This window comes from Paenibacillus cymbidii (assembly GCF_004764705.1).
GTDB lineage: Bacteria > Bacillota > Bacilli > Paenibacillales > NBRC-103111 > Paenibacillus_AN > Paenibacillus_AN cymbidii.
Map to the genome: position 1 here is coordinate 48,633 of NZ_SHLX01000017.1, position 24,544 is coordinate 73,176.

19 protein-coding genes are annotated in these 24,544 nt (G+C 59.7%); 16 read left to right on the top strand and 3 right to left on the bottom strand.

Annotation, left to right across the window (positions count from 1 at the left end; genetic code table 11):
- The first annotated feature begins 86 nt into the window (after positions 1–86).
- Together EXY20_RS22350 and EXY20_RS22355 are read left to right on the top strand one after the other, a co-directional pair.
- Complete coding sequence (locus EXY20_RS22350; protein WP_167859430.1) at positions 87–1,052, top strand: ribokinase; 966 nt, start codon at positions 87–89, stop codon at positions 1,050–1,052.
- Complete coding sequence (locus EXY20_RS22355; RefSeq protein ID WP_135554338.1) at positions 1,052–2,347, top strand: DUF455 family protein; 1,296 nt, start codon at positions 1,052–1,054, stop codon at positions 2,345–2,347. The genes EXY20_RS22350 and EXY20_RS22355 overlap by 1 nt, the downstream gene beginning before the upstream one ends.
- Positions 2,348–2,372: 25 nt before the next feature.
- Here the strand turns inward: EXY20_RS22355 and EXY20_RS22360 are convergent, their stop codons facing one another.
- Both EXY20_RS22360 and EXY20_RS22365 read right to left on the bottom strand, forming a co-directional pair.
- On the bottom strand, positions 2,373–3,314 hold the full coding sequence (locus EXY20_RS22360; protein WP_135554339.1) for an NAD(P)-dependent alcohol dehydrogenase: 942 nt from the start codon (positions 3,312–3,314) through the stop codon (positions 2,373–2,375).
- The gene (locus tag EXY20_RS22365) at positions 3,311–3,958 is read right to left on the bottom strand and encodes a DUF4386 domain-containing protein (protein WP_167859431.1); all 648 of its coding nucleotides are present in this window, start codon (positions 3,956–3,958) and stop codon (positions 3,311–3,313) included. Before EXY20_RS22365 ends, EXY20_RS22360 begins: the two co-directional genes overlap by 4 nt.
- 187 nt (positions 3,959–4,145) lie before the next feature.
- Here EXY20_RS22365 and EXY20_RS39115 point away from each other — a divergent pair, with 187 nt between their 5' ends.
- On the top strand, positions 4,146–4,760 hold the full coding sequence (locus EXY20_RS39115; RefSeq protein ID WP_167859432.1) for a TetR/AcrR family transcriptional regulator: 615 nt from the start codon (positions 4,146–4,148) through the stop codon (positions 4,758–4,760).
- 19 nt (positions 4,761–4,779) lie between these two features.
- Here the strand turns inward: EXY20_RS39115 and EXY20_RS22375 are convergent, their stop codons facing one another.
- A complete protein-coding gene (locus EXY20_RS22375) occupies positions 4,780–5,325 on the bottom strand; it encodes a helix-turn-helix domain-containing protein (RefSeq protein WP_135554341.1) in 546 nt (181 codons plus the stop codon).
- Between the two features lie 228 nt (positions 5,326–5,553).
- Here EXY20_RS22375 and EXY20_RS22380 point away from each other — a divergent pair, with 228 nt between their 5' ends.
- The 13 genes from EXY20_RS22380 (at position 5,554) to EXY20_RS22440 (ending at position 24,532) form a co-directional block, all read left to right on the top strand.
- A complete protein-coding gene (locus EXY20_RS22380; protein WP_135554342.1) occupies positions 5,554–6,333 on the top strand; it encodes an enoyl-CoA hydratase/isomerase family protein in 780 nt (259 codons plus the stop codon).
- 5 nt (positions 6,334–6,338) lie between these two features.
- Positions 6,339–7,919, top strand: a complete 1,581-nt coding sequence (locus EXY20_RS22385) for an acyl CoA:acetate/3-ketoacid CoA transferase (RefSeq protein WP_135554343.1) — start codon at positions 6,339–6,341, stop codon at positions 7,917–7,919.
- Positions 7,916–9,220 (top strand): FAD-dependent oxidoreductase, encoded by a 1,305-nt coding sequence (locus EXY20_RS22390; RefSeq protein WP_135554344.1) that lies wholly within the window; start codon positions 7,916–7,918, stop codon positions 9,218–9,220. Before EXY20_RS22385 ends, EXY20_RS22390 begins: the two co-directional genes overlap by 4 nt.
- A gap of 186 nt (positions 9,221–9,406) precedes the next feature.
- Positions 9,407–10,102, top strand: coding sequence for a response regulator transcription factor (locus EXY20_RS22395; RefSeq protein WP_135554345.1), 696 nt, complete (start codon positions 9,407–9,409; stop codon positions 10,100–10,102).
- 18 nt (positions 10,103–10,120) lie between these two features.
- Complete coding sequence (locus EXY20_RS22400; RefSeq protein WP_135554346.1) at positions 10,121–11,479, top strand: sensor histidine kinase; 1,359 nt, start codon at positions 10,121–10,123, stop codon at positions 11,477–11,479.
- 64 nt (positions 11,480–11,543) lie between these two features.
- Positions 11,544–11,987, top strand: coding sequence for a hypothetical protein (locus EXY20_RS22405; RefSeq protein WP_135554347.1), 444 nt, complete (start codon positions 11,544–11,546; stop codon positions 11,985–11,987).
- Between the two features lie 92 nt (positions 11,988–12,079).
- Positions 12,080–15,349, top strand: a complete 3,270-nt coding sequence (locus EXY20_RS22410) for an FG-GAP-like repeat-containing protein (RefSeq protein WP_167859433.1) — start codon at positions 12,080–12,082, stop codon at positions 15,347–15,349.
- 943 nt (positions 15,350–16,292) lie between these two features.
- Positions 16,293–18,065: a sensor histidine kinase gene (locus EXY20_RS22415; RefSeq protein WP_135554349.1), complete on the top strand. Its 1,773-nt coding sequence runs from the start codon at positions 16,293–16,295 to the stop codon at positions 18,063–18,065.
- Complete coding sequence (locus EXY20_RS22420) at positions 18,040–19,731, top strand: response regulator transcription factor (RefSeq protein WP_135554350.1); 1,692 nt, start codon at positions 18,040–18,042, stop codon at positions 19,729–19,731. The genes EXY20_RS22415 and EXY20_RS22420 overlap by 26 nt, the downstream gene beginning before the upstream one ends.
- Positions 19,732–19,835: 104 nt before the next feature.
- Positions 19,836–21,548, top strand: coding sequence for an extracellular solute-binding protein (locus tag EXY20_RS22425; RefSeq protein ID WP_167859434.1), 1,713 nt, complete (start codon positions 19,836–19,838; stop codon positions 21,546–21,548).
- A 71-nt stretch (positions 21,549–21,619) separates the two neighbouring features.
- Positions 21,620–22,519, top strand: coding sequence for an ABC transporter permease (locus EXY20_RS22430; RefSeq protein ID WP_135554352.1), 900 nt, complete (start codon positions 21,620–21,622; stop codon positions 22,517–22,519).
- 51 nt (positions 22,520–22,570) lie between these two features.
- Positions 22,571–23,455 carry a carbohydrate ABC transporter permease gene (locus tag EXY20_RS22435; protein ID WP_135554353.1) on the top strand — a complete coding sequence of 295 codons (885 nt, stop codon included), beginning with the start codon at positions 22,571–22,573 and terminating at the stop codon, positions 23,453–23,455.
- Between the two features lie 27 nt (positions 23,456–23,482).
- Positions 23,483–24,532, top strand: coding sequence for a phosphotriesterase family protein (locus EXY20_RS22440; RefSeq protein ID WP_135554354.1), 1,050 nt, complete (start codon positions 23,483–23,485; stop codon positions 24,530–24,532).
- The last annotated feature ends 12 nt before the right edge of the window (positions 24,533–24,544 follow it).

The following is a 24,544-nucleotide window of genomic DNA, read 5'->3' on the forward strand; positions in this document are numbered from 1 at the left end:
GGGACGACCCTAGTGAACTATACTGGGATTACTATATATACGTATATGTACGTATATTTGAAATAAGCAGACGGGAGGACCGTTCGATGAAACCGAAGATTGTCGTTACCGGCAGCTACAATGTCGGTCTTGTGATGAAGACCGGCAAGCTTCCCGTTTGGGGGGAGACGGGGCTGGCCGAAGGCTTCAGCGAAGGGCCGGGAGGCAAAGGGTCCAATCAGGCGGTGGCCGTGGCCAGGCTTGGCGGCCGCTCCTGTTTTGTCGGGTGCGTGGGCAGGGATCGTTATGGCGATCAGGCGCTGGAAATGCTCACCGCGGAACGAGTGGACATTGCCGCCGTGAAGCGGACGGAGCTGGCAAAGACGGGCGCGGGGTTCGTGATTTTGAATCGCAGCGGCGACAATTGCATTCTGGTCGACCCGGGTGCGAATCGCTGCATGACGCCCGACGATATCGACGCGATTGCTTCCGTCTACGAAGGGGCGGCTTTTGCGCTGTTTCAACTGGAAATGGACAAGGCCACCGTGCTCCATGCGATGAAGACGGCCGCGGCCAAAGGGGCGCGCGTCATTCTGAACCCGGCGCCTGCGCTTCCGGATATCGAAGCGTTGCTCCGGCACGCAACGATCGTGACGCCGAACGAATCCGAGTTGAAAACGATATCCGGCATCGACGCTTCCGTTTCGATCGAGCCCCAGTACATTGTCGAATTGGCGCAAGCGCTGCTGGACCATGGACCCGATGCGGTCGTGGTGACACGCGGGGAAGATGGTGCAACAATCGTTCGGCGGCACGAGGTCATCCACATTCGGCCCCCCAAGGTCGAACCCGTCGACACGACGGGAGCCGGCGATTCGTTCAGCGCCGCGCTGGCCGTCGCTCTCGGGGAAGGACAAACGCTGGAGGAGGCCGCCCGTTTTGCGTGTTTCGTCGGCGCCTACACCGTAACCGGCAGGGAAGTCATCCCGGCGCTGCCGACAAGGGAGCAGGTCGAAGCGTTTATACAAGCGAAGGCGGGAGAATATCAAAACGGAGAAGGGCGGCAACGATAATGTCGACACAGTATTTGCCCGGGGCGCACAAGCGGGGCAGTTTTTTGCGGTACGATACGGCGGTGATGCTCAAGCGATTTTATTTGGTCGAAAGGCAGCTGGTCATCAGTCAGGCGGGATGGATTCCCGGGCTGCCGTCTTTCGAAGCCAAGACGCTGTCGCCCCACATGTTGTGGCAGGACGCGCAGAATGCGAACTCGCTCCGGGAGCGGGTGTTTGAGCTGCGTTTCCCCAATCGCATGCTGGAGGTCGGCGACGATCAGGTGCTGATCGATCTCGTGCGGCATTCTTGCGCCGCGCCTAACGGTTATGCGTTTCTGACCGCCATGGCGACCGTGTGGAAACCGGCCTTGTTGGCGGCTTATCGGGAGTACCTGGATCTGGCTGACGAGATCGGCGACGGGCCTACGTATCGCTTCCTCCAATTGGCCGCTCGGGAGAAGGAGGAGCAGATTGGCCTGCTGAAGCAATTGATCCCCACCTGCGAAGAAGCGGATGAAGCAGGGAAACGTTTGGCGGAAGCGTGGCTGGCGGATTTGGCAATGAAGTTCCAGGAAGCGGGCGGCCTTTCGTTGGACCGGCCGGTCCCCGTTCAACTGGCGGCGGACGCAGCATTCTCTCCTGCCGAGGTGCCTCGAAGGGGCGGGGCGTTTCAGCACGTAAGATTTTATTGGCCCGACATCGTCGATGATGCGTTTCCGTACGGGGAGGGGCTGCAGCTGCAGATGAGGAGCGCCGTCAGCCATTTTAACGAGGTGTGGGCCGTGGAGAATGCCGGGTTTCTGATTCATGCCTTGGCCGAACAACTGGAGTGGGAGTTCATTGTCGATGCGTCCCGCTGGATTTACGACGAGAGCCGGCACTGCCGAATGGGCTACGACCGCTTGAAATCGTGGGGCTTCGAGGACCACGAGCTACCGCTGGGCACTTATATTTACGACAGCTGCCGGGGGCAGGACCTGTTGTACCGGCTGGGCATGCTCTTTCATTTCGAATCGAAGAACATCGGCAAAAAAATCGAACGGATCAAAAGCTTCGGCCAAATGAACGACCGGCTTAGCCAGCACGACATGGATTTCGACTGGGCGGACGAAACGATCCATACTAGCTATGGAACGAAGTGGCTGGCGAAGCTGCTCGAGCATCGGAAGCAGGAAACGAGCACGAGCGATTTTTTCGACATCAAGCGCGTGTGCGAGCAGTTGGTCGACAAGCAGGTGCAAACCGCGACGGAAGCGGAAATTGTTGCCATCAAGCGGATCGCGGGCCATATGCTGAGCAAGGTAAGCGGGTAACGCGTCCGCGGGGCGGGGAACGCCGCTATCCGGCGTGGTCGACAGACACGGCGACCCCGCCTCTTTTGCCCCCGTGCTCGACATATTCGTGCGCCTCCACGATCCGTTCCAGCGGGAAGGTGCGGTCGACAACGGGTTTGACATGTCCCGCCTCGATGATGGTTTTGAGCTTCGCCAGACGCTCCGCTTTCAACTCCAATTTGCCATCGTCGATGGAGATGCACTTGCCGCCCGGCTGAAGCGCTTGGCGGCATCGTTCTTTCAGAGGGGATTGTTTGGCTTTGCCCGCCGTATCGAGCATCAGGTCATACCGGCCGATGAGGGCGTCGGGATCGTCCCGGGTGTAGTCGATCACACGATCGGCTCCCAACGAGTGGACGAAAGCCAGGTTCCGCGTGCTGCAAATTCCGGTCACTTCGGCGCCGTAATGGCGGGCCAACTGAACGGCCATCGTCCCGGACGTTCCCGAAGCCCCGTATACAAGCACGCGTTGCCCGCGCTGAAGCCGGCCTTCCTCGATGCGCTGCAGCGCAAGCAGTCCACCGTACGCGGCGCTGGTCGCTTCTTCGTAGCTGATATTCGTTGGCATCAGCGACAGGCAGCCGTTCATGGAGTCGGTTTCTTTCATGCATTTGTACTGAGCATAGGCACCAAGCCCGAACCCGGTCACCCCGTATACCCGATCCCCCGCCTGAAACCGGCGGATGCTTGCGCCTACGGATTCGACCTCTCCCGCCAGCACCATACCGATGACGGATTTCCGCGGTTTGGTGATGCCGAGAACCAGCCGCATCGGCAGCAGGAACCGGAGCGGCAGCCGGGAGCCGCGAATATAGGTGTCGCTCGCGGTTACCGCGGTGGCGCGGATTTTGATGCACACTTCATCGTGCCGGGGAGAAGGTTTGGTCACTTCCTGCAGTTGAAGCACGTCCGGCGGGCCGTATTTGGGGCATACTACCGCTTTCATAGGGTCAAATCCTTTCGATTCGCGATGTGGAATCCCCGCACCAGAAGGAAGGCGCCGGCAAAAAATTCGAAGGGGACGTACGGGATGGCAAGCGCGAGCAATACGGGAGGCACAGAAGCAGCGAACGCCGCCCATACCGAACCGACGAGCACGAACGGAACGGCAACCAGCCCCCACAACGATAACCATGCGGGAACGATGCCGGATCGATACAGCAAGTAGTAGAAGAACGTCGCCCCGAGGCCGAACGGCATCATATGAACGCGGTATGTAAAATCTTTGGCCGCCAGCGCCAGGTTGGCCAACGTTTCAAGGGAGGGGTCCCCGGAGGCGATGTATTCCCGGCTGATGTGCAGGAGGGCGAAGACGGCGATTTTGCTGACGACAAGGATGCCGGCCTCAAGGATGTAGAAGCCGAGCGCGACCAGCGCCAGCGGCTTGTTCCGCTGCCCGACTGCCGCATACAGAACGGCTGCCAATGCAATAATGCCAAGCGCCGTCACGATATCGCCGGCAATGCCCGCTTGCACGAAAGCCGCATGGCCCGCGAAACGGCGCATCGTTCCGGCAATATCGCCCTGTACCACAAAGGGATTCAGGAACAGGGCTCCGCTGACCAGCGAAGTAATGGCTTGCAGCAGCAAAGCCGCTCCCAAAGCGCGCGACATCGGGGTTCTGATGGCAACCGTCCTCCTGACTGGCGGGGCAAAAGGATTGTCTTTTGCCCGTTCGTTAATTATACTCTACAGTGTAAATAGCTAATTCGTCAACATTTAATTACACTGTACCGTATAGTTTAGTTAACGACATTCGGAGAGGGTTGAACGGGATATGGATAGCCAGCCAACAGCCAAAAAAAGAGACACCAGCCGAAAGCGGGAAACGATCCTGAACGGGGCGATCCGGGTGTTTACCGAAACGGGGTACGACAATGCCAGCATGGACCGGATCGCCGCGATCGCCGGCGTATCCAAGCGTACGGTGTACAACCATTTCGCGAGCAAAGAAAATTTGTTCCAGGAGGTCGTTGCCGGGTTTCTCGCCGAGCAGCACGTGCTGAAGCAAATCGACTACGATCCGGCGCAATCGTTGGAGGCGCAGTTGACCGCTTTTGCCCGGGCCGAGCTGTTCCTGATCAATAGTCCTTCCCGGCTCGGTTTGTCGCGGGTGCTGACTTCCGTCTTCATCCGGGACATCGAATATGCGAGAACGACAAGGGCGAAGTACGCCTCCCCCCACGAGCCGTTCGTCAAATGGCTGCTCGCCGCGCACGCGGACAACAAGCTGCAGATCGACAACCCCGCCCTCGCCGCTATGGTGTTTTACGCCATGATCGAAGGCGCGCTCACGTGGCCCGCCCTGTTCCAGCAAACGATCATCACGGATCGCGTCAAACCGCTGATGGATGAGCTGCTTGCCACTTTCATCAGCCGCTATCGCAAATGATCCCCCGCACTTTCGCGTTCTAAAAAGTAGGCGGCGACGTTACGGCGAGCAGCGTGGTTTCCCCTTTCCACGCGTTCCGGTAGCTGTGGGGGACGGTGGCATCGTAGTAGATGCAGTCGCCCTGCTCCAGCAGGTGGCGTTCGTTGCCGAGCGTAAACTCAAGCCGGCCGGACATGACCATCAGAAACTCATCGCCTTCGCTATGGCCGACGCCGACAACGCCGGACGACGCGCTTTCCTCCAGCACGCCCCAGATCGGGCCCATCCGGTGGCCGCTCCCTTGGCTTAACGCATACCACGTCAGCCGCGAGCCCTCCGAATGAACCAGCGCTTTCCGCTCGTTTCGGCGGACGACGACACGCTTCTCTTCCTCTCCGAATAAATCGGTAAAATTCACCTTGAGCGCATTGGCGATCCGTTTCAGCACGCTGATGGAAGGGTTGCCCTTGTCCCGTTCGATCTCGCTGAGGAAAGAGACGGACACGGAAGCGGCCGCCGCCACTTCCTGCAGTTTCAACTGCTGTTTGAGCCGGATGCCGCGAATGCGTTCTCCCATGGCTTGCATCGGAATGACCTCCTTCACCTCTCATTTCGCCAGCAGCGAAATTTATCTCAAGTATAGGGGCTAAGCCCGTGCTGCGCAAGGGTTTGCGCAAGGCGCCATTTCGCCATAAAAGTGTTGTTTTCCGCGGTTTCCGGCACCATAATTTGGTGAAGGACGCCATTTCGCCGATTTCGTTTCCACCGAAATTTCGGGGCGTCCCAGCGAAATGACAGGGAGGCGGAACGCCGCATGACGGACACGATAGCCATATCGCAGCACGAGGCAGTCGGATGGATCGAAATTGATCGGGAGCAGAAGGCGAATGCGCTGAATCTGGACAGTTTGAAGGCGCTGGACCAGGCCATTGAAGTGTACAGAAACGACGAATCCGTACGCTGTATCGTGATTACCGGCAAGGGAGGCAAGGCGTTCTGCGCCGGCGCCGATATCGCCTATTATGTCGACATCGAGCCGCTGCAGGCGCTCGCTTTCATGCAGTACGCCCAAACCGTGCTGGCCAAATTGGAGGAGTTGCCGAAGCCGGTCATCGCCGCCGTCAACGGGTATGCGCTCGGCGGCGGCATGGAGCTGAGCCTGGCGTGCGATATCCGCATCGCTTCGGAGAACGCCATCTTCGGTTTGCCGGAGGTGAACCTCGGCTTGTTCCCGGGCTGGGGCGGCACGCAGCGTTTGCCGCGCGCGGTCGGGCTATCGGTCGCGAAGACGATGATCCTGACCGGCTCGCGAATCTCCGCGTCCAAAGCGGAGCAGATCGGGCTTGTCGCCGGCGTCGTTCCGCCGTCGGAGCTTCGCGCGCATGCGGCCGGCATCGCCCGCCAGTTGGCGGACAAATCGCCAACCTCGCTGATGCTGGCCAAACAAGCGATCAACCGCGCGTACGACACCGATCTTCGCACCGGTCAGCAGCTGGAAGCGGTCCAATTGGCGCTTGTTTATTCCGGCCGGGATGCGCAGGAAGGCATAAACGCTTTTATGGAAAACAGAAAACCACAGTATACGGGAGCGTGAGCGGGATGAATAAAAAACCGGTCGTAACCGCGGATGAGGCGGTTGCGGTCATCCAATCGGGATGGACGGTCAGCCTGGAAGGCGGGTCGGGCGGTCTGAGCGAGCCGGAGCAGCTGTTCGTGGCGCTGGAGAAACGGTTTCTCGCAACGGGCTCGCCGCGCAGTCTGACGTTCGTTCACTCGAACGGGATGGGCAACGGCAAGGACAAATCGATCGCCCACATCGCGCATGAAGGGCTGGTCAAACGAATCATCGGCGGCCATTACGGCATGACGCCGCTTGTCGGCGAATTCGCGGCCAACGACAAGTGCGAGGCCTACAACTTCCCGCAAGGCGTCATTGCGCAGTTGTACCGGGAAATTGCCGGCCGGCGCCCGGGGCTTGTGACGCATGTCGGGCTGCATACGTTCGTCGATCCGCGGCTTGAAGGCGGCAAGCTGAACCGCGTGACGACGGAGGAGCTGGTGGAGCTGACGGAACGCGGCGGCAAGCCGTATTTGTTTTATCCGTCCCTGCATCTTGATGCGGTGTTCCTGCGGGGTACGACCGCCGACGAATACGGCAACATTTCCTGCGAGGAGGAAGCGGCGTATTTGAACGGGCTTGCGGCGGCGCAGGCGGTCAAAGCGTGCGGCGGCATCGTCATCGCGCAAGTGAAGCGAATCGCCAAAGCGGGGACGCTCGACAGCCGAACGGTGAAAATTCCCGGCATTTTCGTCGACTATCTGGTGGTGGACGGCGGTCAGACGCAAACGTACGCGCACGCGTACGATCCCTCCCTGAACGGATCGCTCAAGGCGCCGGAGCCGAAGCTTGGCGAGCTGCCGCTGGACGAGCGCAAAATCGTTTGCCGCAGGGCGGCGATGGAGCTGCGCCGGGGCGCTGTGGTCAATCTCGGCTACGGGATGTCGGCGGACGTCGCCACGGTTGCGGCGGAGGAAGGCATCGGCGAGTCGTTGACGTTTGCCGTCGAGCAAGGCGCGATCGGCGGCGTGCCGATCTCCGGCATCCTGTTCGGCACCGCGATCAATCCGCAGGCAGTGCTGGATGCGCCGGCGCAGTTCGATTTTTTTGACAGCGGCAGGCTCGATATCAGCTTCCTCGGCATGGCGCAGATGAACGCCGCGGGAGACGTCAACGTCAGCAAGTTCGGACCGCGCATCGTCGGCTGCGGCGGCTTCATCAATATTACGCAAAATTCGAAAAAAGTCGTCTTTTGCTTCAGTTTTACGGCAGGCGGGCTGAAGATCGGAACGGAACAGGGCAGGCTGCGCATCGAGCAGGAAGGCAAACACAAGAAGTTTGTGCCGCAGATCGACCAGGTGACGTTTGCGGCCAGGATGGCGCTGCAGAGCGGGCAGGAAATATTGTATGTCACGGAACGGGCCGTATTCGACTTGACGCCGGACGGCATTCGGCTGATCGAAATTGCGCCCGGCGTCGATCTGGAGAAGGACGTGCTGGGGCAAATGGATGTCGTTCCGCTTGTTTCGCCATCGCTGAAGCTGATGGACGCGGCGATATTCAGGGACGAGCCGCTCGGTCTTGCCGAACGGCTGGTCGGCATCGAGGACGATGCGCGATGAACAATTACGATGAGTCGGCGCGCCGGGTGCCCGTTTCGTACGAGGTGGACGTGGTTGTAGCGGGAGGGGGAGCAACGGGGGTTGCGGCGGCGATCGGCGCAGCGCGCGCGGGGCTGCGGGTCATGCTAATCGAAAATTATGGGTTTTGCGGCGGCATGGCGACCGCCGGCATGTCCGGCACGATATGCGGCTTGTTCACATCGGCGAAGTCCGGCAAGATCCGGCAGCTGGTGTATGGGTTCGCCGACGAGTTTTATCGCGGCCTGCAGCGGCGGGGCGGCGTGTCGGACCCGTTCCCGTTCGGCGACACGGCGCTGGTCGTCCATGACCCTCAGGTATGGAAGGAGGTTGCGGACGATATGCTGGCGGAAGCCGGCGTTATGATCCTGTACCATTCGCGCGTCGTTGGCGTCGTCCGGGAAGGGCGGACCGTGCAAGGCGTTCTCGTGGAAAACAAAAACGGCCGGCACGCCATCATGGCCAAACGCGTTGTCGACGCCACCGGCGACGGCGACGTGTGCATGTGGGCGGGAGCGCCGTTTTCATTCGGCAAAAACGGGGCGGTGCAGTATGCCACGATGGTGTTCCGCATGAACCATGTCGATGTGGCAAAGGCGCTCGGCCACGACAGGCATCGGCTGGAGGCCTGGATCGACGAGGCGGAGCGGGCCGGCTATGATTTGCCGCGCAAACATATTTATTTGCTGCCTTCTCCCCGGCCGGGGGAAGTGATGTGCAATGTGACCCGGATTACCAAACCGAACGGAGAGCCGATCGACGCGACCAAGGCGGAGGATCTGACGATCGGGGAGCAGCGCGGGCGCAAGCAGGTGCGGGAGTACGAGCGGTTTCTGCGCCGCTATGTGCCCGGGTTCGAGTCGGCGATGCTGAACGACGTTGCGCCGCAGCTCGGCATCCGCCAAAGCCGCACGATCGCGGGGGAGGCCACGCTGACGAACGACGACGTGTTTCAGGCGCGGAAGAGCGCGCATGCGGTCGCCAGCAGCGCGTGGTGCATCGAAGCGCACGGCCGGGACGGGATCTTCATGTTCTACCTCGACAACGATTATTACGACATTCCCTACGAAACGTTGATCCCGCGGCAGGTGGAAAATGTAATTACCGCCGGGCGCACGCTTAGCGCCGAGCATGAGGCGCTTGCGTCAGCCCGGGTGACGGCCCAATGCTTCCTGACGGGGTATGCGGCCGGCGTTGCCAGCGGATTGTCGCTGCGCCATCAGGTCGGTTACGACCGGGTCGATGCGGCGGAGCTGAAGGAGCTGCTGCATGTATTCGGGTAGCACGCAAGCGATCATGATTGCAAGCAAGCTTGCGTTCGCGATGATGAACCTCGGTCCGAAACTACCCGGTTTTTCAGGTAGTTCCGAAAAGCGCCCGGTATTGATATGATGGGATTGTGCCGTTTCCGGGCGGGCGGACCGGAAATGCCCGCCCGAACCGGCACCCGGACGAGGAGGCGAACCGCGATGGAAGAGACGATTCGCGTATTTATTTGCGAGGACGACCCGGTGTTCCGGCGGCTGCTGGCGAAACGGTTGGCGCGCGAGCCCGATCTTGCCGTTGTCGGCGACGCCGACGGCAAGGAAACGCTGCTGGCCGCCATGCGTTCGGTTTCGTTCGACGTGCTGCTGCTCGATTTGAATTTGACCGACAAAAATATGGAAGGGCTCGAAATCGCCCTCGAGCTGCGAGGCGGCGGGACCGGCGAGCACGGTCCGCTGCCGAAGATCATTGTCCTCTCCTCCGTGGAGGAGGAGGAAATCGTTGCGCATACGCTCGGCTTCGGGCGGGTCGCCAATTACATCACGAAGGAATTTACCGACGATATCCCGTCTGCCGTTCGCGATGCGTTTCGCGGGCGATCGGGCATCCACCATTCCGCGGCCGGCATGGTGCTGAACGCGCTCGGTTCGCAGCAGGAGCGCGAACTGCGCAAAAAAATTACCCCGAAACAGGTGCAAATCCTGAAGCTGCAAGCAGCCGGCTACAGCCGCAAGGAAATTGCCGACCTGCTGTTCTACAGCGAATATACGATCAACAACGAACTGTGCAAAGTATCTTCCGTGCTGAAAGGGAAATTTCCTTACCTCGAATGGCTGCGGCTCAAAAAGCACAACTCCAGGGAAATTTTGCAGCTTGCCAAGCAGCTTCATATCATTTGATCGGTCGGAGAAGACGCCATGCTGCTGTTATGCTTCATCCTCGTACTCGTTTCCGTGCTCCTGCTTCGCTTCAACCCGAACCGGCAGGACGTGCGCTGGCTCGTGTTTTTTCTGCTGGCCTGGGCGCTCGGGGCGCTCGGCTATTTCCTCGAACAGGAGGTTACGCCGCCGGAAGCGTCTTACGCCTTCTGGTACAGTGTTCGCATGTGGCTGAAGCTGCTCAGCGATTCCGCCTCGCCTTACGCGTTCCTGCTCTTCGCGATCGTCTATGCCGATGCGGCGAAAGGACGCTGGAGGAGGTTATGGGCGTTCGTGCTGCCGCTGCCTCCCCTCTACGTTTATTACCTCATGCCCAAACATGCCGTCGGGGAAAGCTACAACATCCTTTCGGTCTACTTCGTGCCCTACTATGCGGCCGGATTCGTCCTGCTGCTCGCCGCCTGGATTCGCGAGCGGAACCGGACGAGGAAGCGGGAGCGGCTGGCGACCGCCGCGCTCATCGTTCCGCCGGTGCTGGCTTATACCTGGTCGGACAATTACGTCAAAGCGATCTGGTCGTTTCACTATTACCGCTATGTGCCGTTATTGATTTCGGCCGTGCTGTTTCTGTTCGTCTTCGCGCTTCTGGCGTCAAAGCACGGCGTGCTGGGCGTCCGGCTTATTCTGCGCAGGCAGATCGCGGACCAGACGCGGCGGGGGATCGCCTCGGGGACGATGATGATCAACCATGCGCTCAAAAATCATTTGACCAACATCGAGCTGCTCGCCCGCGATGCGCTTCATTCGGGCGACGGTCCCGATGCGGGGGAAAATATGGCGCTCGTGCTGGCCGAAGCGAACCAGATGAAACGGCTCATCGTGCAGATCCAGAAGCAGGTAGAGGACATTCGTCTGACCGTTGCGTTTTGTGACGTTGCCGCATTGGTGCGGGCGGCTGCGGCTGCGCACCAGCTTGCCCTTGCCAAAAAAGGCATCCGGCTGTCGCTCGATATCCCGGCCGGGGCCGATCTGACGCTGTGGGCAGATCCGGTTCATTTGCAAGAGGTGTTCGGCAACCTGATCCGCAACGCGGTGGAAGCGATTCAGGCGGAAGGCGGCGTCATTCACATCCGCCTGTTCGAGCCGGCCGGCGAGATCGAAATCCGGATAGCCGACAACGGCCCCGGGATCGCCGCAACGGATGCGGACAACATCTTCGATTCGTTCTTCTCGACCAAAGCAAGGACCGACAATTTCGGGCTCGGCCTTTCTTATTGCAGCGCCGTCGTCCAGAAGCACGCCGGCACGCTCGAGGCGCACAGCCGGCCCGGCGAAGGGGCGACCTTCGTCGTCCGGCTGCCCAAGCGGAAGCGCCTTCCGGCGGGGCGAACGACATGAAATTTCGAGTAGTTCGTTAGTCCCCCCTGTCTGGTATGATCGAAAACGATGGGGAGGGGCCGTGATGAAGATCGCCAACGCGGCTGTTGACGCGGCCGAAATCGTACATGCTTTGCAAATCCGTTATTTGCTCTCCGATCCGGAAGTGGCCAAAGTGGCCAAAATCGAAGACCTGGCCGCCGTGCGCCATTCGATTCCGCGTCGGACCTGCCTGATTGCCGAGCATCGCGGCGTTGCGCTCGGAGCGATAAGGGCGCAGGACCGGGGCGGCTTCGTGTATATCGATGCGCTGTGGGTGCCCGATTTTGTCAGGCGGCTGCCGCTGTGCGCCTTGCTGCTGCTTGAGCTCGAGACGCGCTTCGCGCCGAAGCGGACCTATCAGCTCCGGGCCATACATGGCGACGCCCGCTGCCATAACGCCTATGTCCGGGCGGCGTACGCCCCGGTTTACGAAGAACGGCGGGCGGATGGGCTGCTTCTTCGTTTGTATGAGAAAATTGCTTTGTGAAAATTGGAACTACAGCCATTTTCGAGTAGTTTTTTTCCCGGCTGCCTCTGCTATCATCGGGTTGAAATTCGAATCCGGAAGGGAGCAAGATGATGGCAGCGAATAAAAGCATTCGCCGGCACGCCCGATGGTGGTTGGGCCTGTTCGTTTTATGGCTGTCGCTGGCGCCGGCCGCAGCGCAGGCGGCGCCGCTTTTTCAGAGCATGAGCGTATTCCCGGCGGGCACACAGCCGCACAGCGTCGCTTACGGCGACTTTGACGGGGATGGGAACCAGGATGTGTGCATCGCGAATTTGGCCGCGAATACGGTTTCCGTCTTATTGGGCTACGGGGACGGCACGTTCCAGGCGAAAGTCGACTACAACGTCGGCACGAACCCGTCCGCCATTGCGGTGGGCTTATTCGACGGGGACGTTTACCCGGATCTGGTCGTCGCCAACACGGGAGGGGCAAACATTTCCGTCCTGCTCGGCAAAGGCGACGGGACGTTCAAATCGGCTGCCGGCTACTCAGCCGGAGCGGGTTCGGCCCCGCTCGCCGTCGCGGTCGGCTCGTTCAACGGCGATGCCAGCCTCGACCTGGCCGTCACAAGCAACACGAATACGGTCAACATTTTATTCGGCAACGGGCAAGGGGCTTTCACGTTCCAGCAAAGCTATGCGACAGGGACCACGCCGCAGTCGATGGCGATCGGCGATTTTAACGAGGACCATATACAGGATATCGTGACGGCCAATTATACGTCCTCGGACCTTTCCTTGCTGCTCGGCGTTGGGGACGGCACCTTCGGCGCCGCAACGACGGTGCCGCTTCAACACAACCCGGTATCGGTCGCGGCGGGCAATTTCGACGGCAACGCGGGAGCCGATATTGCGGTAGGCGCCTTGCAGTCCGTTTCGATATTGCCGGGCAACGGCCTGGGCCAATTCGGCGCCGAAATGGCCAATAGCCTATCCGGTGCCGTCTACTCCGTTGTGTCCGCCGATTTTGACAACGATGGCGTCGCGGATTTGGCCGGGGTCGATTATTACAGCCATACGGCGATGTTCTGGCAAGGAAGCGGAGGCGGCGCGCTGCAGAATCCGGCGTATTACGCGGTCAATTCGAAGCCGATCGCCGCCGTTTCGGCCGACTTCGACAACGACGGCAGCGCCGACCTGTTCGTCGTCAACGAAAATTCGAACGATGCCACCGTACTGATCGGCAACGGTGACGGCACGTTCCAGTCTCCGGTCGCATACCCGTCCGGGGGATCCCCGACCGCCCTGGTATCGGCGGATTTCAACGGCGACGGTTTTCCGGATCTGGCGGTGGCCGACGGAACCTACCAACAGGTCGAATTGTTGCTTGGCGATGGGGACGGTTCCTACACGCACACCTCCTATTCGACCGTCGGAAGCGGCGCGAGCGCGGTCGGCGTCGGACATTTCAATGGCGACTCCTTTCCCGACCTGGTTGTCGTGAACACGGCGAACGATAACGTTTCCGTTCTGCTCGGTTACGGAGACGGCAATTTCGCGCCTAAAAGCAATTACTCGCTGCTGCTGGGCGGCTCGAATGCCGAATCGATCGCCGTCGGCGACTTCAACGGCGACGGGTACGACGATTTTGCCGTCACAAGCCGGACTTATCACACGATAGAAGTTTATTTCGCGAACGCAAGCGGGACCGGCGCATTTGCCTATAGCGCCAATTACATGGTCGGCATGAACCCTGCCGCGGTTATCGCCAAAGACTTTAACGGCGACAGCCTGTTGGATTTGGCGGTGGCGAACCACGATTCGAATGACGTTTCGATTCTGCTCGGCGCCGCGAACGGCACTTTCGGAAGCGCCGCTTCCTTCGCTTCCGGCAGCGGACCGTCCGCGCTGGTCGGCGGGCTGTTCAACGGCGACGCGATTCCCGATCTGGCCGTGACGGACAGCGGTTCGGACAGGGTGTCTCTGCTGCCGGGCAACGGGGACGGCACGTTCGGCGCTGCCGTTGCCGCATCCGTCGGCACGAACCCCGTCTTCCTCGCCGCAGGAGATTGGGATGGCGCCGGGGGGCTCGATTTGGCTGTCGCGAACAAAGGGAACAACACCGTTTCGATCCTGACCGGCAACAACGATGGCACCTTTACCGCCGCGGACCCGATTTTTACCGGCAAATTTTCCGCTCCGGCGGCGGTGGCGGCCGTTGATTTCGACGGGCAGCAGCATGTCGGGCTCGTTGTTGCGGAGAACAACTGGAAACGTTTATCGGTGTACAAGCCGCTTCCTTACCGGGGAACGATTCAGCTGCAATCTTCTTCATACAGCGTGAACGAAAATGACGGCAGCGTCGCCATAACGGTCACCCGTACGGGAGGGAGCGGCGTCGCCAGCGCCTTGTACGGAACCTCCGGCGGCACGGCGACGGCGGGGGTCGACTATAAGGCGGTATCCGGAAGGGTGGTCTTCCAGAACGGGGAGACGAGTAAAACGATTGCGATCCCGATCATGGACGACGCCGCAAGCGAAAGCGATGAAACGGTTGTCGTTTACGTTGACAATCCGCTTCCCGGGGCTGTACTGGGAGCAACCGCTCTCGCTACGCTGACGATCGTGGACGACGATACGGATGCGACGCCGACACCGACGCCAACGCCGACACCGACGCCGACACCGACGCCAACGCCGACAGCGATACCAACGACGGGCCCGACGCCGGACCCGGTGTCGACGCCGACCCCAACCCCGGCGCCTACACCGGCGCCAACGCCGGCACCGACAGTGCCGCCGCGGCCCACACCGTCGCTTGCGCCAAGCCCGTCGCCGACACCGGTCCCGATCGCCCCCGCTTTCAGCGATATTGCCGGCCATTGGGCGGAGGACATCATCCTGGCGTCCGCTCGCGAGCAATGGCTGCACGGTTACCCGGACGGCACCTTCCGGCCGGACGATCCGATCGCGCGGGCGGAGTTTGCGGTGATGCTGATGCAGTTTTGGAAGCCTCAGGCAGCGGAGGGCGAGCTTCCTTTTGCCGATCGGGAGCAAATCGGCGAATGGGCGCGGGCAGCGATCGCGCAGGCCGTACAGCTCGGCATTCTGGAAGGCTACCCGGACGGCACGTTCCGGCCGGATCAAGCGATCACCCGCGCGGAAATCGCGAAGATGATCGTTGGGCTGTATGCGATGGAGCCCAATGGATCGGGGGCGGCCGGCTATGCCGACGACGATCAAGTGCCGGCTTGGGCCCAGCCGGCCATTCGCTTCGCCCGCGAGCGCCGTCTGATGGAGGGGCGGGACGGCAACCGGTTCGTGCCGAACGACTACACGACAAGGGCCGAGGCCGTTGCGGTAATCTCCAGGCTGGAGCCTCCGCGCGGCAGCGGCGAGTGAAGTCGGGAGGCCGCATCTGACGTAGGCCGGAGGGTTGCGGCAGGTTGCCGGTTGGCAACCTGTTCGGCCCTCATCGGGCGTCATTGTGCCTCAAACATGCCCGCTATCCCCTTCGTTCAGACAGGAACGGGTTTGTTCTCTCCGCAACTTCCTTCTGCCCGCTATCCCCTCGACTCAATCGCAAGCATCCACAACTTTTATCCCCTTTCATGAGAAAAACCGTCAGGGAAGATCACCCTGACGGTCCTTTGGGTTTGGAGTCTGAAAGGGGCTGCTTTTTTTGCCCCGCGGCCATCGGGGCAAGCGCAATGCCGCGGTGGCAATCTGGCTTGGCCGGCAACTGCCAAGCCTCCATTGGGCCGGGCCGATGCTAGGGAAGGCTGGCCTTGGGAGGGAGGATCTCCGATCATGGAGCAGACACTTTGCTTCATGCCCGCCATTCCCTATCCGCCAACTAGCACCTTGCCAAATAGGCCATGTTTTCTTGCCTATTTCGCCAAAAACGGGCCGTCCCTACGAAATAGCCAGTGATTTCACTGGCTATTTCGCTTGAAGTGCCTGTTTGAAGGCGATCACGGGCAAATAACCAGTGTTTTCACTGGCTATTTTCGTCGAGCCGGGCGCAAGGGGGCCAATAGGCCATTTTTCATGGGCTATTTGGGTTGCCGAGCAAGAAATCGGGCCACTCAGGGCGGTTCGCCAGGGTATGCTTCCAAACGCCAACTTGAGCCAATGGGATAACCCGCAGAAGCGAACTGCTGCCGACTATAGACACACTCACTCGCCCCCACGCCAATTGAGTCAATGGGAAACACTGTTCTTTTGGCGCTGCCGGTGTCACACAGGATAGGGAAGTGGAAAAAGAGGAGTGGATGCCCGGAAGCGCTTTTTCTATACTAGAGGGTAAGGGGGAACTTAGCTTGCCGAGGGGGGCGGACAACAATTGCGTCACTTGAAGAACCCGACGATCTTCTTGCGGGTAGTCGTCCTTTTCCTGCTGGTCATCATTCCGGTGTACATGCTCGTATTTGCGATCATTCACATGAGCGGCGTCATCCTGCACAAGGAAATCGCCAGTTCGATGGAGTCCCGCATCAGCTCGTATTCGGACTTGATCGATTCGGAAATCAACCACATCGCCAACCTGAAAACCGAATATTTGTACGACGAAGACTTGCAGAAGTTGAGCACCGTGTCCATCACTCTGAACGATTACGAGCGGCTCGCCGCCGTAAACCGCTTCTCCCAGAAGCTGCAGCTGTTCAAGGAATCGAGCCGCATCGTCGAAGACGTGCAGGTGTACATCCCCAACGTGCAAAAAACGATTCGCGTCATGAGCTACTCGGCGCCGATGGGCGACGATGAAATGCGGATGATCCGCGAAACGAACACCGATCGCAGTCCCAAAATCGTAGCCTGGAACAATCAATTGATTCTCGCCCTCTACGACCCGCCGTTCTCCGGCTCGGGGTCGAATTTTTATTTTAAAATCAGGTTATCCGCCTCTCTCCTCCAGGACTCGTTGAAGAAAATTACGGCGAAGGAAGACGGCAAGTTCTTCCTGACGAATGCGACCAATTCGTGGATGATTTCCAACATGCCGCTCGAAACGGAGCAGCGGGCGAAACGAAATATCGTTTCGTTCCTGTCCGACCAGACGAAGCGCGGCGACAGCGGCTTCGGCAACATCGAGCTGGACGGCGAAAACTATTTCGGCGCCTATCGCAGCTCGAGTTACACGAAAACGACGCTGTTCGTAGCCGTGCCCGACCGTCTTGCATTCGGCACGCTGCAGCGGTACAGCATGCTGTTCTGGGTGCTGTCGATCGCCTCTGTCATCATTCTCGTCGCCTTCGCCTACTGGATTTTCCTTCTCATCCACCGCCCGTTGCAAGTGATGGTCCGCGCCCTGCGCAAAGTCGAGCACGGCGATCTGAACATTTCGCTGCGCCACGGCAAACACGACGAATTCCAATATTTGTACCGGCAATTCAATAACATGGTGAGCCGGCTGCGCGAGCTGATTCACGAGGTGTACGAAGAACGGATTCATTCGCAGCAAGCCGAACTCAAGCAGCTGCAATCGCAAATCAATCCCCATTTTCTGTACAACTCGATTTTTGTGCTGCACCGGATGGCCGCTTCCTACGGGTTGCCGGACGTGACGCGGTTTACGGATTTTCTCGGCAAATATTTTTTGTTTCTGACGCGAACCGGCTCGAGCGAGGTCGGACTGTCGGACGAATGGAACCATGCCGCGATCTATACGGAAATTCAGAAAGTACGGTTCGCCGAACGCATTCGGGTCGAGTGGCCGGAGTTCCCGCAGCCATACAGCACGATCCGGGTCCCCCGGCTCATTATTCAGCCGCTTCTGGAGAACGCTTACAAGTACGGGCTGGAGAAAAAACAGCAGGGCGGCCTGCTGCGCATCGCCGTCGACACCGGGTACGACGGGAGGTTGTTGATCGTCATCGAAGACAACGGAGACGAGTTGACCGACGCCACGCTGCAGCGGCTGGAGATGTCGCTGCTCGGCGGCGCCGGAGTGACGGAAACGACCGGGCTAGTCAATGTGCATCGCCGGCTGCAGCTTCATTTTACGCCGGAGTATGGCCTTAGCTTCGGAAAAAGCGAGCTGGGCGGGCTGAAAGTAATCGTCGCCATTCCGGCGAAAGGAGAGATGACGCATGTACCGGCTGTTGATCGTGGATGACGAGCCGATTATCGTGAACGGACTGGTCGACTTTTTCGCCCAGCAGGAGGAGCTGCCGCTGGAGGTATACGGCGCCTATTCGGCGGAAGAGGCGCTGCAGCTGCTGCTGCACAACCGCCTCGACATCGTCGTGACGGATATCGGCATGCCGGGAATGGACGGGCTGCAGCTGCAGAAGAGGATCGTGCGGCAGTGGCCCCGCTGCAAAGTCATTTTTTTGACCGGATTCGACGAGTTTGCTTACGTGCAGGAGGCGATGCGGCACCAGGGAGTCGACTACGTGCTGAAGGCGGAAGGCGACGGAGCAATCGTTCGGGCGGTGGAAAAGGCGATCGAGCAAACGAACGCGGAGATGAAGAAGGAGGAGCTCGTAGCCCAGGCGGAACGCCAGCTTCGTTTGGCGATTCCTTCGCTGCAGAAGGAGCTGCTGAAGAGCGTGCTGCTGGAGGACCCGGTATCCCTTCGCCGTCTTCCCGAGCAATTCCGCGAGCTGCAGCTTCCGTTCGATGCCCGGCGGCAAGCGCTGCTCGTTATGGTCAGGGTCGACAGCTACAAGTCGTCGTCGTACAGCCACTACGACCGTGGCCTGCTCGCTTCCGCGATTCACAATATCGCTGCGGAATATTTGCAGGCGTCCGTTTCGTTCGTTCCCGCAGAGCTGGAGTACGGGCGGACCGTCTGGTTCCTGCAGCCATCCGCTTGGCCGGAGGAGGAGGGCGACTCGTCCGCGGCAGACGGCGACGGCGATGGCGTCGGCGACGACGTATGGACGGCCGTCATCTCGTTCGTCAAAGGCTGTCTGGAATCGATTCAGCTGACGTGCAAGGAACTGCTGGGCATGGAGCTTTCGTTCGTCATGCGGGAGCAGCCCTTGGCGTGGAATGAAGCCGGCAAGCGGGCGGAAGAATACAAGGGCGTGTTGTCCCACGGCCTCGGCATGGGGACGGAGCTGCTTTACACGTACCGCGGCCATGGGCAAACGCCCGATCCGGGGCCGGTTCATACCGGCCAGTGGAAGCTGAAGCTGGAGCTGCTGAAGCGGCAGTTGGAGAACGGGCAGCAGGAAGCTTTCCATGCCGTGTACGCGGAAATCATGAACGAAGCGGCCGGGCGCGGGGACGCCCAGGCGCTGCGGCAGGAAATTTACTACTCGCTTGTGCCGTTGTTTCTGCCCCACGTGAACCGGCACTTTGCCGACGCCGGCTGCAGCGAATCGGCCGTAAGCAAGCTGACGCGCCTGGATGCGTTTCACTCTTGGGAAGAGGCCACTGCTTATTTCCGGGATATCGCCGACGCGATTTTTGCCCGCAGCATGGTAGGCATGGAGCAGGAAGAACACGCCGTCGTGCAAAAAATTCACCGCTACGTCCACGATCACCTGGGCGACGATGTGTCGCTCGTTCGTATTGGCGATATTACGGGGCACAACACGAAGTATTTGTCCCGTCTGTACAAAAAAATTACCGGCGAAGATTTGTCCGCCTATATCGGCCGTATGAAGCTGGCGCGGGCGCAAACGATGCTGAAGGAAACCGAACTGAAAATGTACGAGATTTCGGCGGCCATCGGCTTTTTGTCGGAGCCGTACTTTTACCGCTTCTTCCGCAAGGCAACGGGCATAACGCCGCTTGAATACCGCGAACTGCACAAGGTAGCGAGAAGATAGCGGAAGTGGAAATCGGAAAGTAGCTGCGTCTTTCGCCGTCCCTCTATAATGGGCTTGAAGAGACGTCCTTCACAAAAACGCACCATTTTTTAGGGGGAATGCACATGACAAGAAGAGTAGTCCACGTTTCGCTCTGTCTCGCATTGATCGTTTCGGTGCTGCTGTCCGCCTGCTCGAAAAAGGATGACGGCGCCGCAGCCGGCTCGCCTTCCGCCTCCGCCAGCGCCGGCGCCAGTATCAAGCCGTCGTCAAGCGCGGCGGCTTCGCCCGCGCCGGTCGTCATCGATCCGTTTGCGAAGCACAACCCGCCGATCGCGATCTCCACTGTCCGGCGCATCGACGCCAGCATGAAGCTGCCGGCCGGGCAAACGTACGAGGACAACGTCTGGACGAAGGCGCTTGCCAGCGAGCTCGGCATCAACGTGAACGTCACGTGGACGGCCGACGGCTCGCAATACGACAACAAGCTGAACGTGACGATCGCTTCGGGCGCCTTGCCCGATCTGATGCGGGTGAACGCCGCGCAGCTGAAGCAGCTGATCGAGTCGAACAGCCTGGAAGACTTGACCGACGTCTTCAACAAGTACGCTTCGCCGGATACGAAAAAGCAGTATGCCGTCGGCGACAGCATCGCCTTGAAGTCGGCCCAGGTCGGCGGCAAGCTGTACGCGATTCCGAATACGGCTTCGGCGATTGCCGGCGCGGCTTCCCCGCTCGTCTGGGTGCGCTCCGACTGGATGAAGAAGCTGAATTTGCAGCCGCCGAAAACGATGCAGGATCTGCTGACTATCGCCAGGGCGTTCACCAATAACGACCCGGACGGCAACGGCAAAAAGGATACGGTCGGTTACGCGTTCACGAACAATTTCCTCGAGAGCGGACTCGGCAACCTTGGTTTCTTCAACGGCTACCACGCTTATCCGTCGATCTGGGTGAAGGATAAGACCGGCAAACTCGTCTACGGCAGCACGCAGCCGGAGATGAAGAAGGCGCTGCAGGATTTGCAGCAGCTGTACAAGGACGGGGCGATCGACCAGGAATTTACCGTCAAGGACGGCGCCAAGGTGATCGACATGATCACCGCCGGGCAAGTCGGCATCCTGACGTCGGCGCACTATTTTGGCCAATTCACGCACAAGTTGAAGGTCCGCGATCCGAACGCGGAGTGGACGCCGTACCCGCTGCTGTCGATCGACAGCGAACCGGCCAAGGTCGGGCTGAAGTCGCCCGCGCTCGAATATTACGTCGTTCGCAAAGGCTACAAGAATCCGGAAGCGATCGTGCAGATGTTCAATTTCTACTACAAAATGACGGTCGGCAAAGACGCGACGCAGGAAGCGTACGATCGTTTCATGTATGACAAATCGGACGGCTCCATCCAGCTGTGGAAGTTTTCGCCCGTCTCCACCAACGATGCGACCGACGAGCCGTTCATGCAGATGGTCGACGCTTTCGATACGAAGGATCCGAACAAGGCGGTCGCCATGGACGCGAAGACGATCTACGGCAACGCGATGAAGGCGCAAGCCGGCGAGAACAGCCTGTTCGGCTGGACGCTCTACTACCCGGCCTGGAAAATCATCAAGGACGTCATGGACAAAAAACTGACGCTCAACACCGCCTTCTACGGTGCGCCGACAGCGACGATGACCGACAAAAACGCAACGCTGCTGAAGCTGGAGTACGAAACGTTCACGAAAATCATCATGGGCGCGGCGCCGATCGAAGAGTTCGACAAATTCGTCGAAAACTGGAGCAAGCTGGGCGGCGATCAAATCACGGGTGAAGTGAACGCCTGGAGCAAGACGCAAAACTGACGCCAGGGAAGCCGCCGGGGGGCCGGACGATTCCGGTCTTCCGGTCCCCGGGGGCAACGAAAGGAACGCCTATGGGAGCACGCAAATGGATCCGAGAAACGCCGCTTCATCTGATGATGATTCCTTCGCTTGTTTTGCTGCTCGTCTTCAGTTATGTGCCGATGTTCGGACTGGTTATCGCTTTCCAGAAGTTTTATCCGGCGCTGGGCGTCTTCCGCTCCCGCTGGATCGGCTGGGACAATTTCCGCTACATGATCGAGCTGCCGTTTATTTTTCAAGTGGTCTGGAACACGATTGTAATCGCTTGTTTGAAGATGGTGACGGGAACGGTTCTGCCGCTCGTCGTCTCCATACTGCTGAATGAAGTGCGCCGCCGCTTCGTCCGGGGCGGTATTCAAACACTGATTTACATGCCGCACTTCCTGTCCTGGGTCATTCTGTCCGGCATTCTGATCGACGTGCTCGGCACCAAAGGGATCGTCAACGGCTTCCTCGGCACGTTGTTCGACGGCAAGCCGATCTTCTTCCTCGGCGACAACCGCTGGTTCCGGTTCGTGCTTGTCGCTTCCGACGCGTGGAAGGAGTTCGGCTTCAGCACGATCGTCTATTTGGCCGCGATTACCGGGATCAATCCGTCCTTGTACGAATCGGCCGTCGTGGACGGGGCGAACCGCTGGAAACAGACCTGGCACATCACCTTGCCGGGCATGCTGCCGATCATCGTGCTGCTCGCAACGCTTAGCCTCGGCAACGTGCTGAACGCCGGATTCGACCAGGTGTACAACCTGTATAACCCCGCCGTGTACAAAACGGGCGACATCATCGACACGCTCATCTATCGCATGGGGCTCGTCGATATGCAGTATGGCTTATCGACGGCGGTAGGACTGTTCAAGTCGGTTATCTCTTTCGCCATGATCTCCATCTCCTATTTGCTGGCCTACCGGTTTGCGGGCTACCGGATTTTTTAGACACGACGAACAAAAAACCTCCCTTGCGGGGCTAACGAGGAGGGGATTCGGGTGAAATACCGCTTGGGCTGGACGGAACGGAGCGCCACGCTGCTTATCTATACCGCCTTGATCGCGCTGGCCGTGCTGTGCATCCTGCCGTTCATTCATATATTCGCGGTGTCCTTGAGCGCAGCCGAATTGGCCGACGCCGGTCAGGTGACGTTCTGGCCGGTCAAGTTCACGCTGCAATCGTACGAGTACGTGATCCATAAACAGCAGTTCCTGCATTCGATTCTCATCTCGATCGAACGGGTGGCGCTGGGCGTGTCGCTCAGCATGGCGCTCACCGTCATGGCGGCGTACCCGCTGTCCAAGGAGAAAGGTTCCTTCCGGTTTCGCACGGTTTATGCCTGGGTGTTCGTGTTTACGATTTTGTTCCACGGCGGGCTCATCCCCTGGTATTTGACCATTCGCGCGGCCGGGCTGCTGGACTCGATCTGGGCGCTGGTGCTGCCCGGCGCGGTTCCCGTCTTCAACATCATCATCTTGCTGAACTTTTTCCGCGGCTTGCCGAAGGAGCTGGAGGAGGCGGCGTTCGTCGACGGGGCGCAGCACGGGACGATTCTGTACCGGATCTTTATTCCGCTCTCCAAGCCGGCGCTGGCCACGCTGACGCTGTTCACCATCGTCGGGCATTGGAACGCCTGGTTCGACGGGCAAATTCTGATGAACAGCCCGAGCCACTATCCGCTGTCCAGCTACTTGCAGACGGTGGTGATCGGGCGCGAGCTGAATCAGCTGTCCCCGCAGGAAGCGATGGCGTTGTCGCACATTTCCGACCGCACGTCCAAGGCGGCGCAAATTTTCGTCAGCGCCCTGCCGGTGCTCGTCGTGTATCCGTTTCTGCAAAAGTATTTTATCAAAGGCATCGTACTTGGAAGTGTTAAAGGGTAAGGGAATGCAGAGGAGGGGGAACGGACGATGGCGGTCATGACGGTAACCGGCAAAATAGAAGCGGCCGAGCTCGGATGGGTGCTGCCGCACGAGCACGCGTTTATCGACCTGCGCGATCTGGTGCCGGCACCGCAGACGATTTCGGCCAAAACACTGGCCGCGGAGCGGGTGAGCCTGGCCAATTACGGGCAGCTGTCGCGCAATCCGTACGCCGTGCTGGACAATGCGGTGATCGACGACGTCGAAGTCGTCAGGGAGGAACTGCTCGCCTTCAAGCGGGCGGGCGGCACGACGTTCGTCGACCTGACGCTGCGGGATATCGGCCGCGATCCGGTATTGCTCGCCGGTTTGGCCCGGGAGGTTGGCATCAACATCGTCGCCGGATGCGGCTACTACATCAACGCTTCCCATCCGCCCGGCATGGACGGGATGACGGTCGAGCGGATCGCGGCGGAAATCCGGCAGGAGGTGACGACCGGGATCGACGGCACGTCGATCCGCGCGGGAGTGATCGGCGAAATCGGGACGAGCGAAATCGTTTACCCGAACGAACGGAAGGCGCTGATCGCGGCGGCCCTGGTGCAGCAGGAAACGGGGCTCGGCTTGCACGTGCACACGTATTTGTGGGGCACGACCGGCCACGAGGTTGTGAGCATCCTGACCGGGCACGGCGCGGCGGCGGACAAAATCTGCATCAACCACATCGATGTCGATCTGCGGTTGGACTATTTGAAGGCGCTGCTGCACCAGGGCGTTTACATCGAATTCGACAATTTCGGCAAGGAGTTTTATGCCGACCGCAGGCATCGGAGCATTTTGCAGGGGCTGTTCGCCCGCGACATCGAACGGGTTCGCGCGATCAAGCAGCTGATCGACTGCGGGTTCCTGAAGCAAATTCTCGTTTCCACCGACGTCTGCCTGAAAACGTGCCTGCACCGCTACGGCGGGTGGGGATTTGACCATATGCTGACGAACATCGTGCCGATGATGCAGGACGAAGGCATCACGGACGAACAAATCCGCATGCTGATGTGCGGCAATCCCGCGGCTTTTCTGGATAGTCCCCGGGTCCGGTAGGAAGAAACCGCC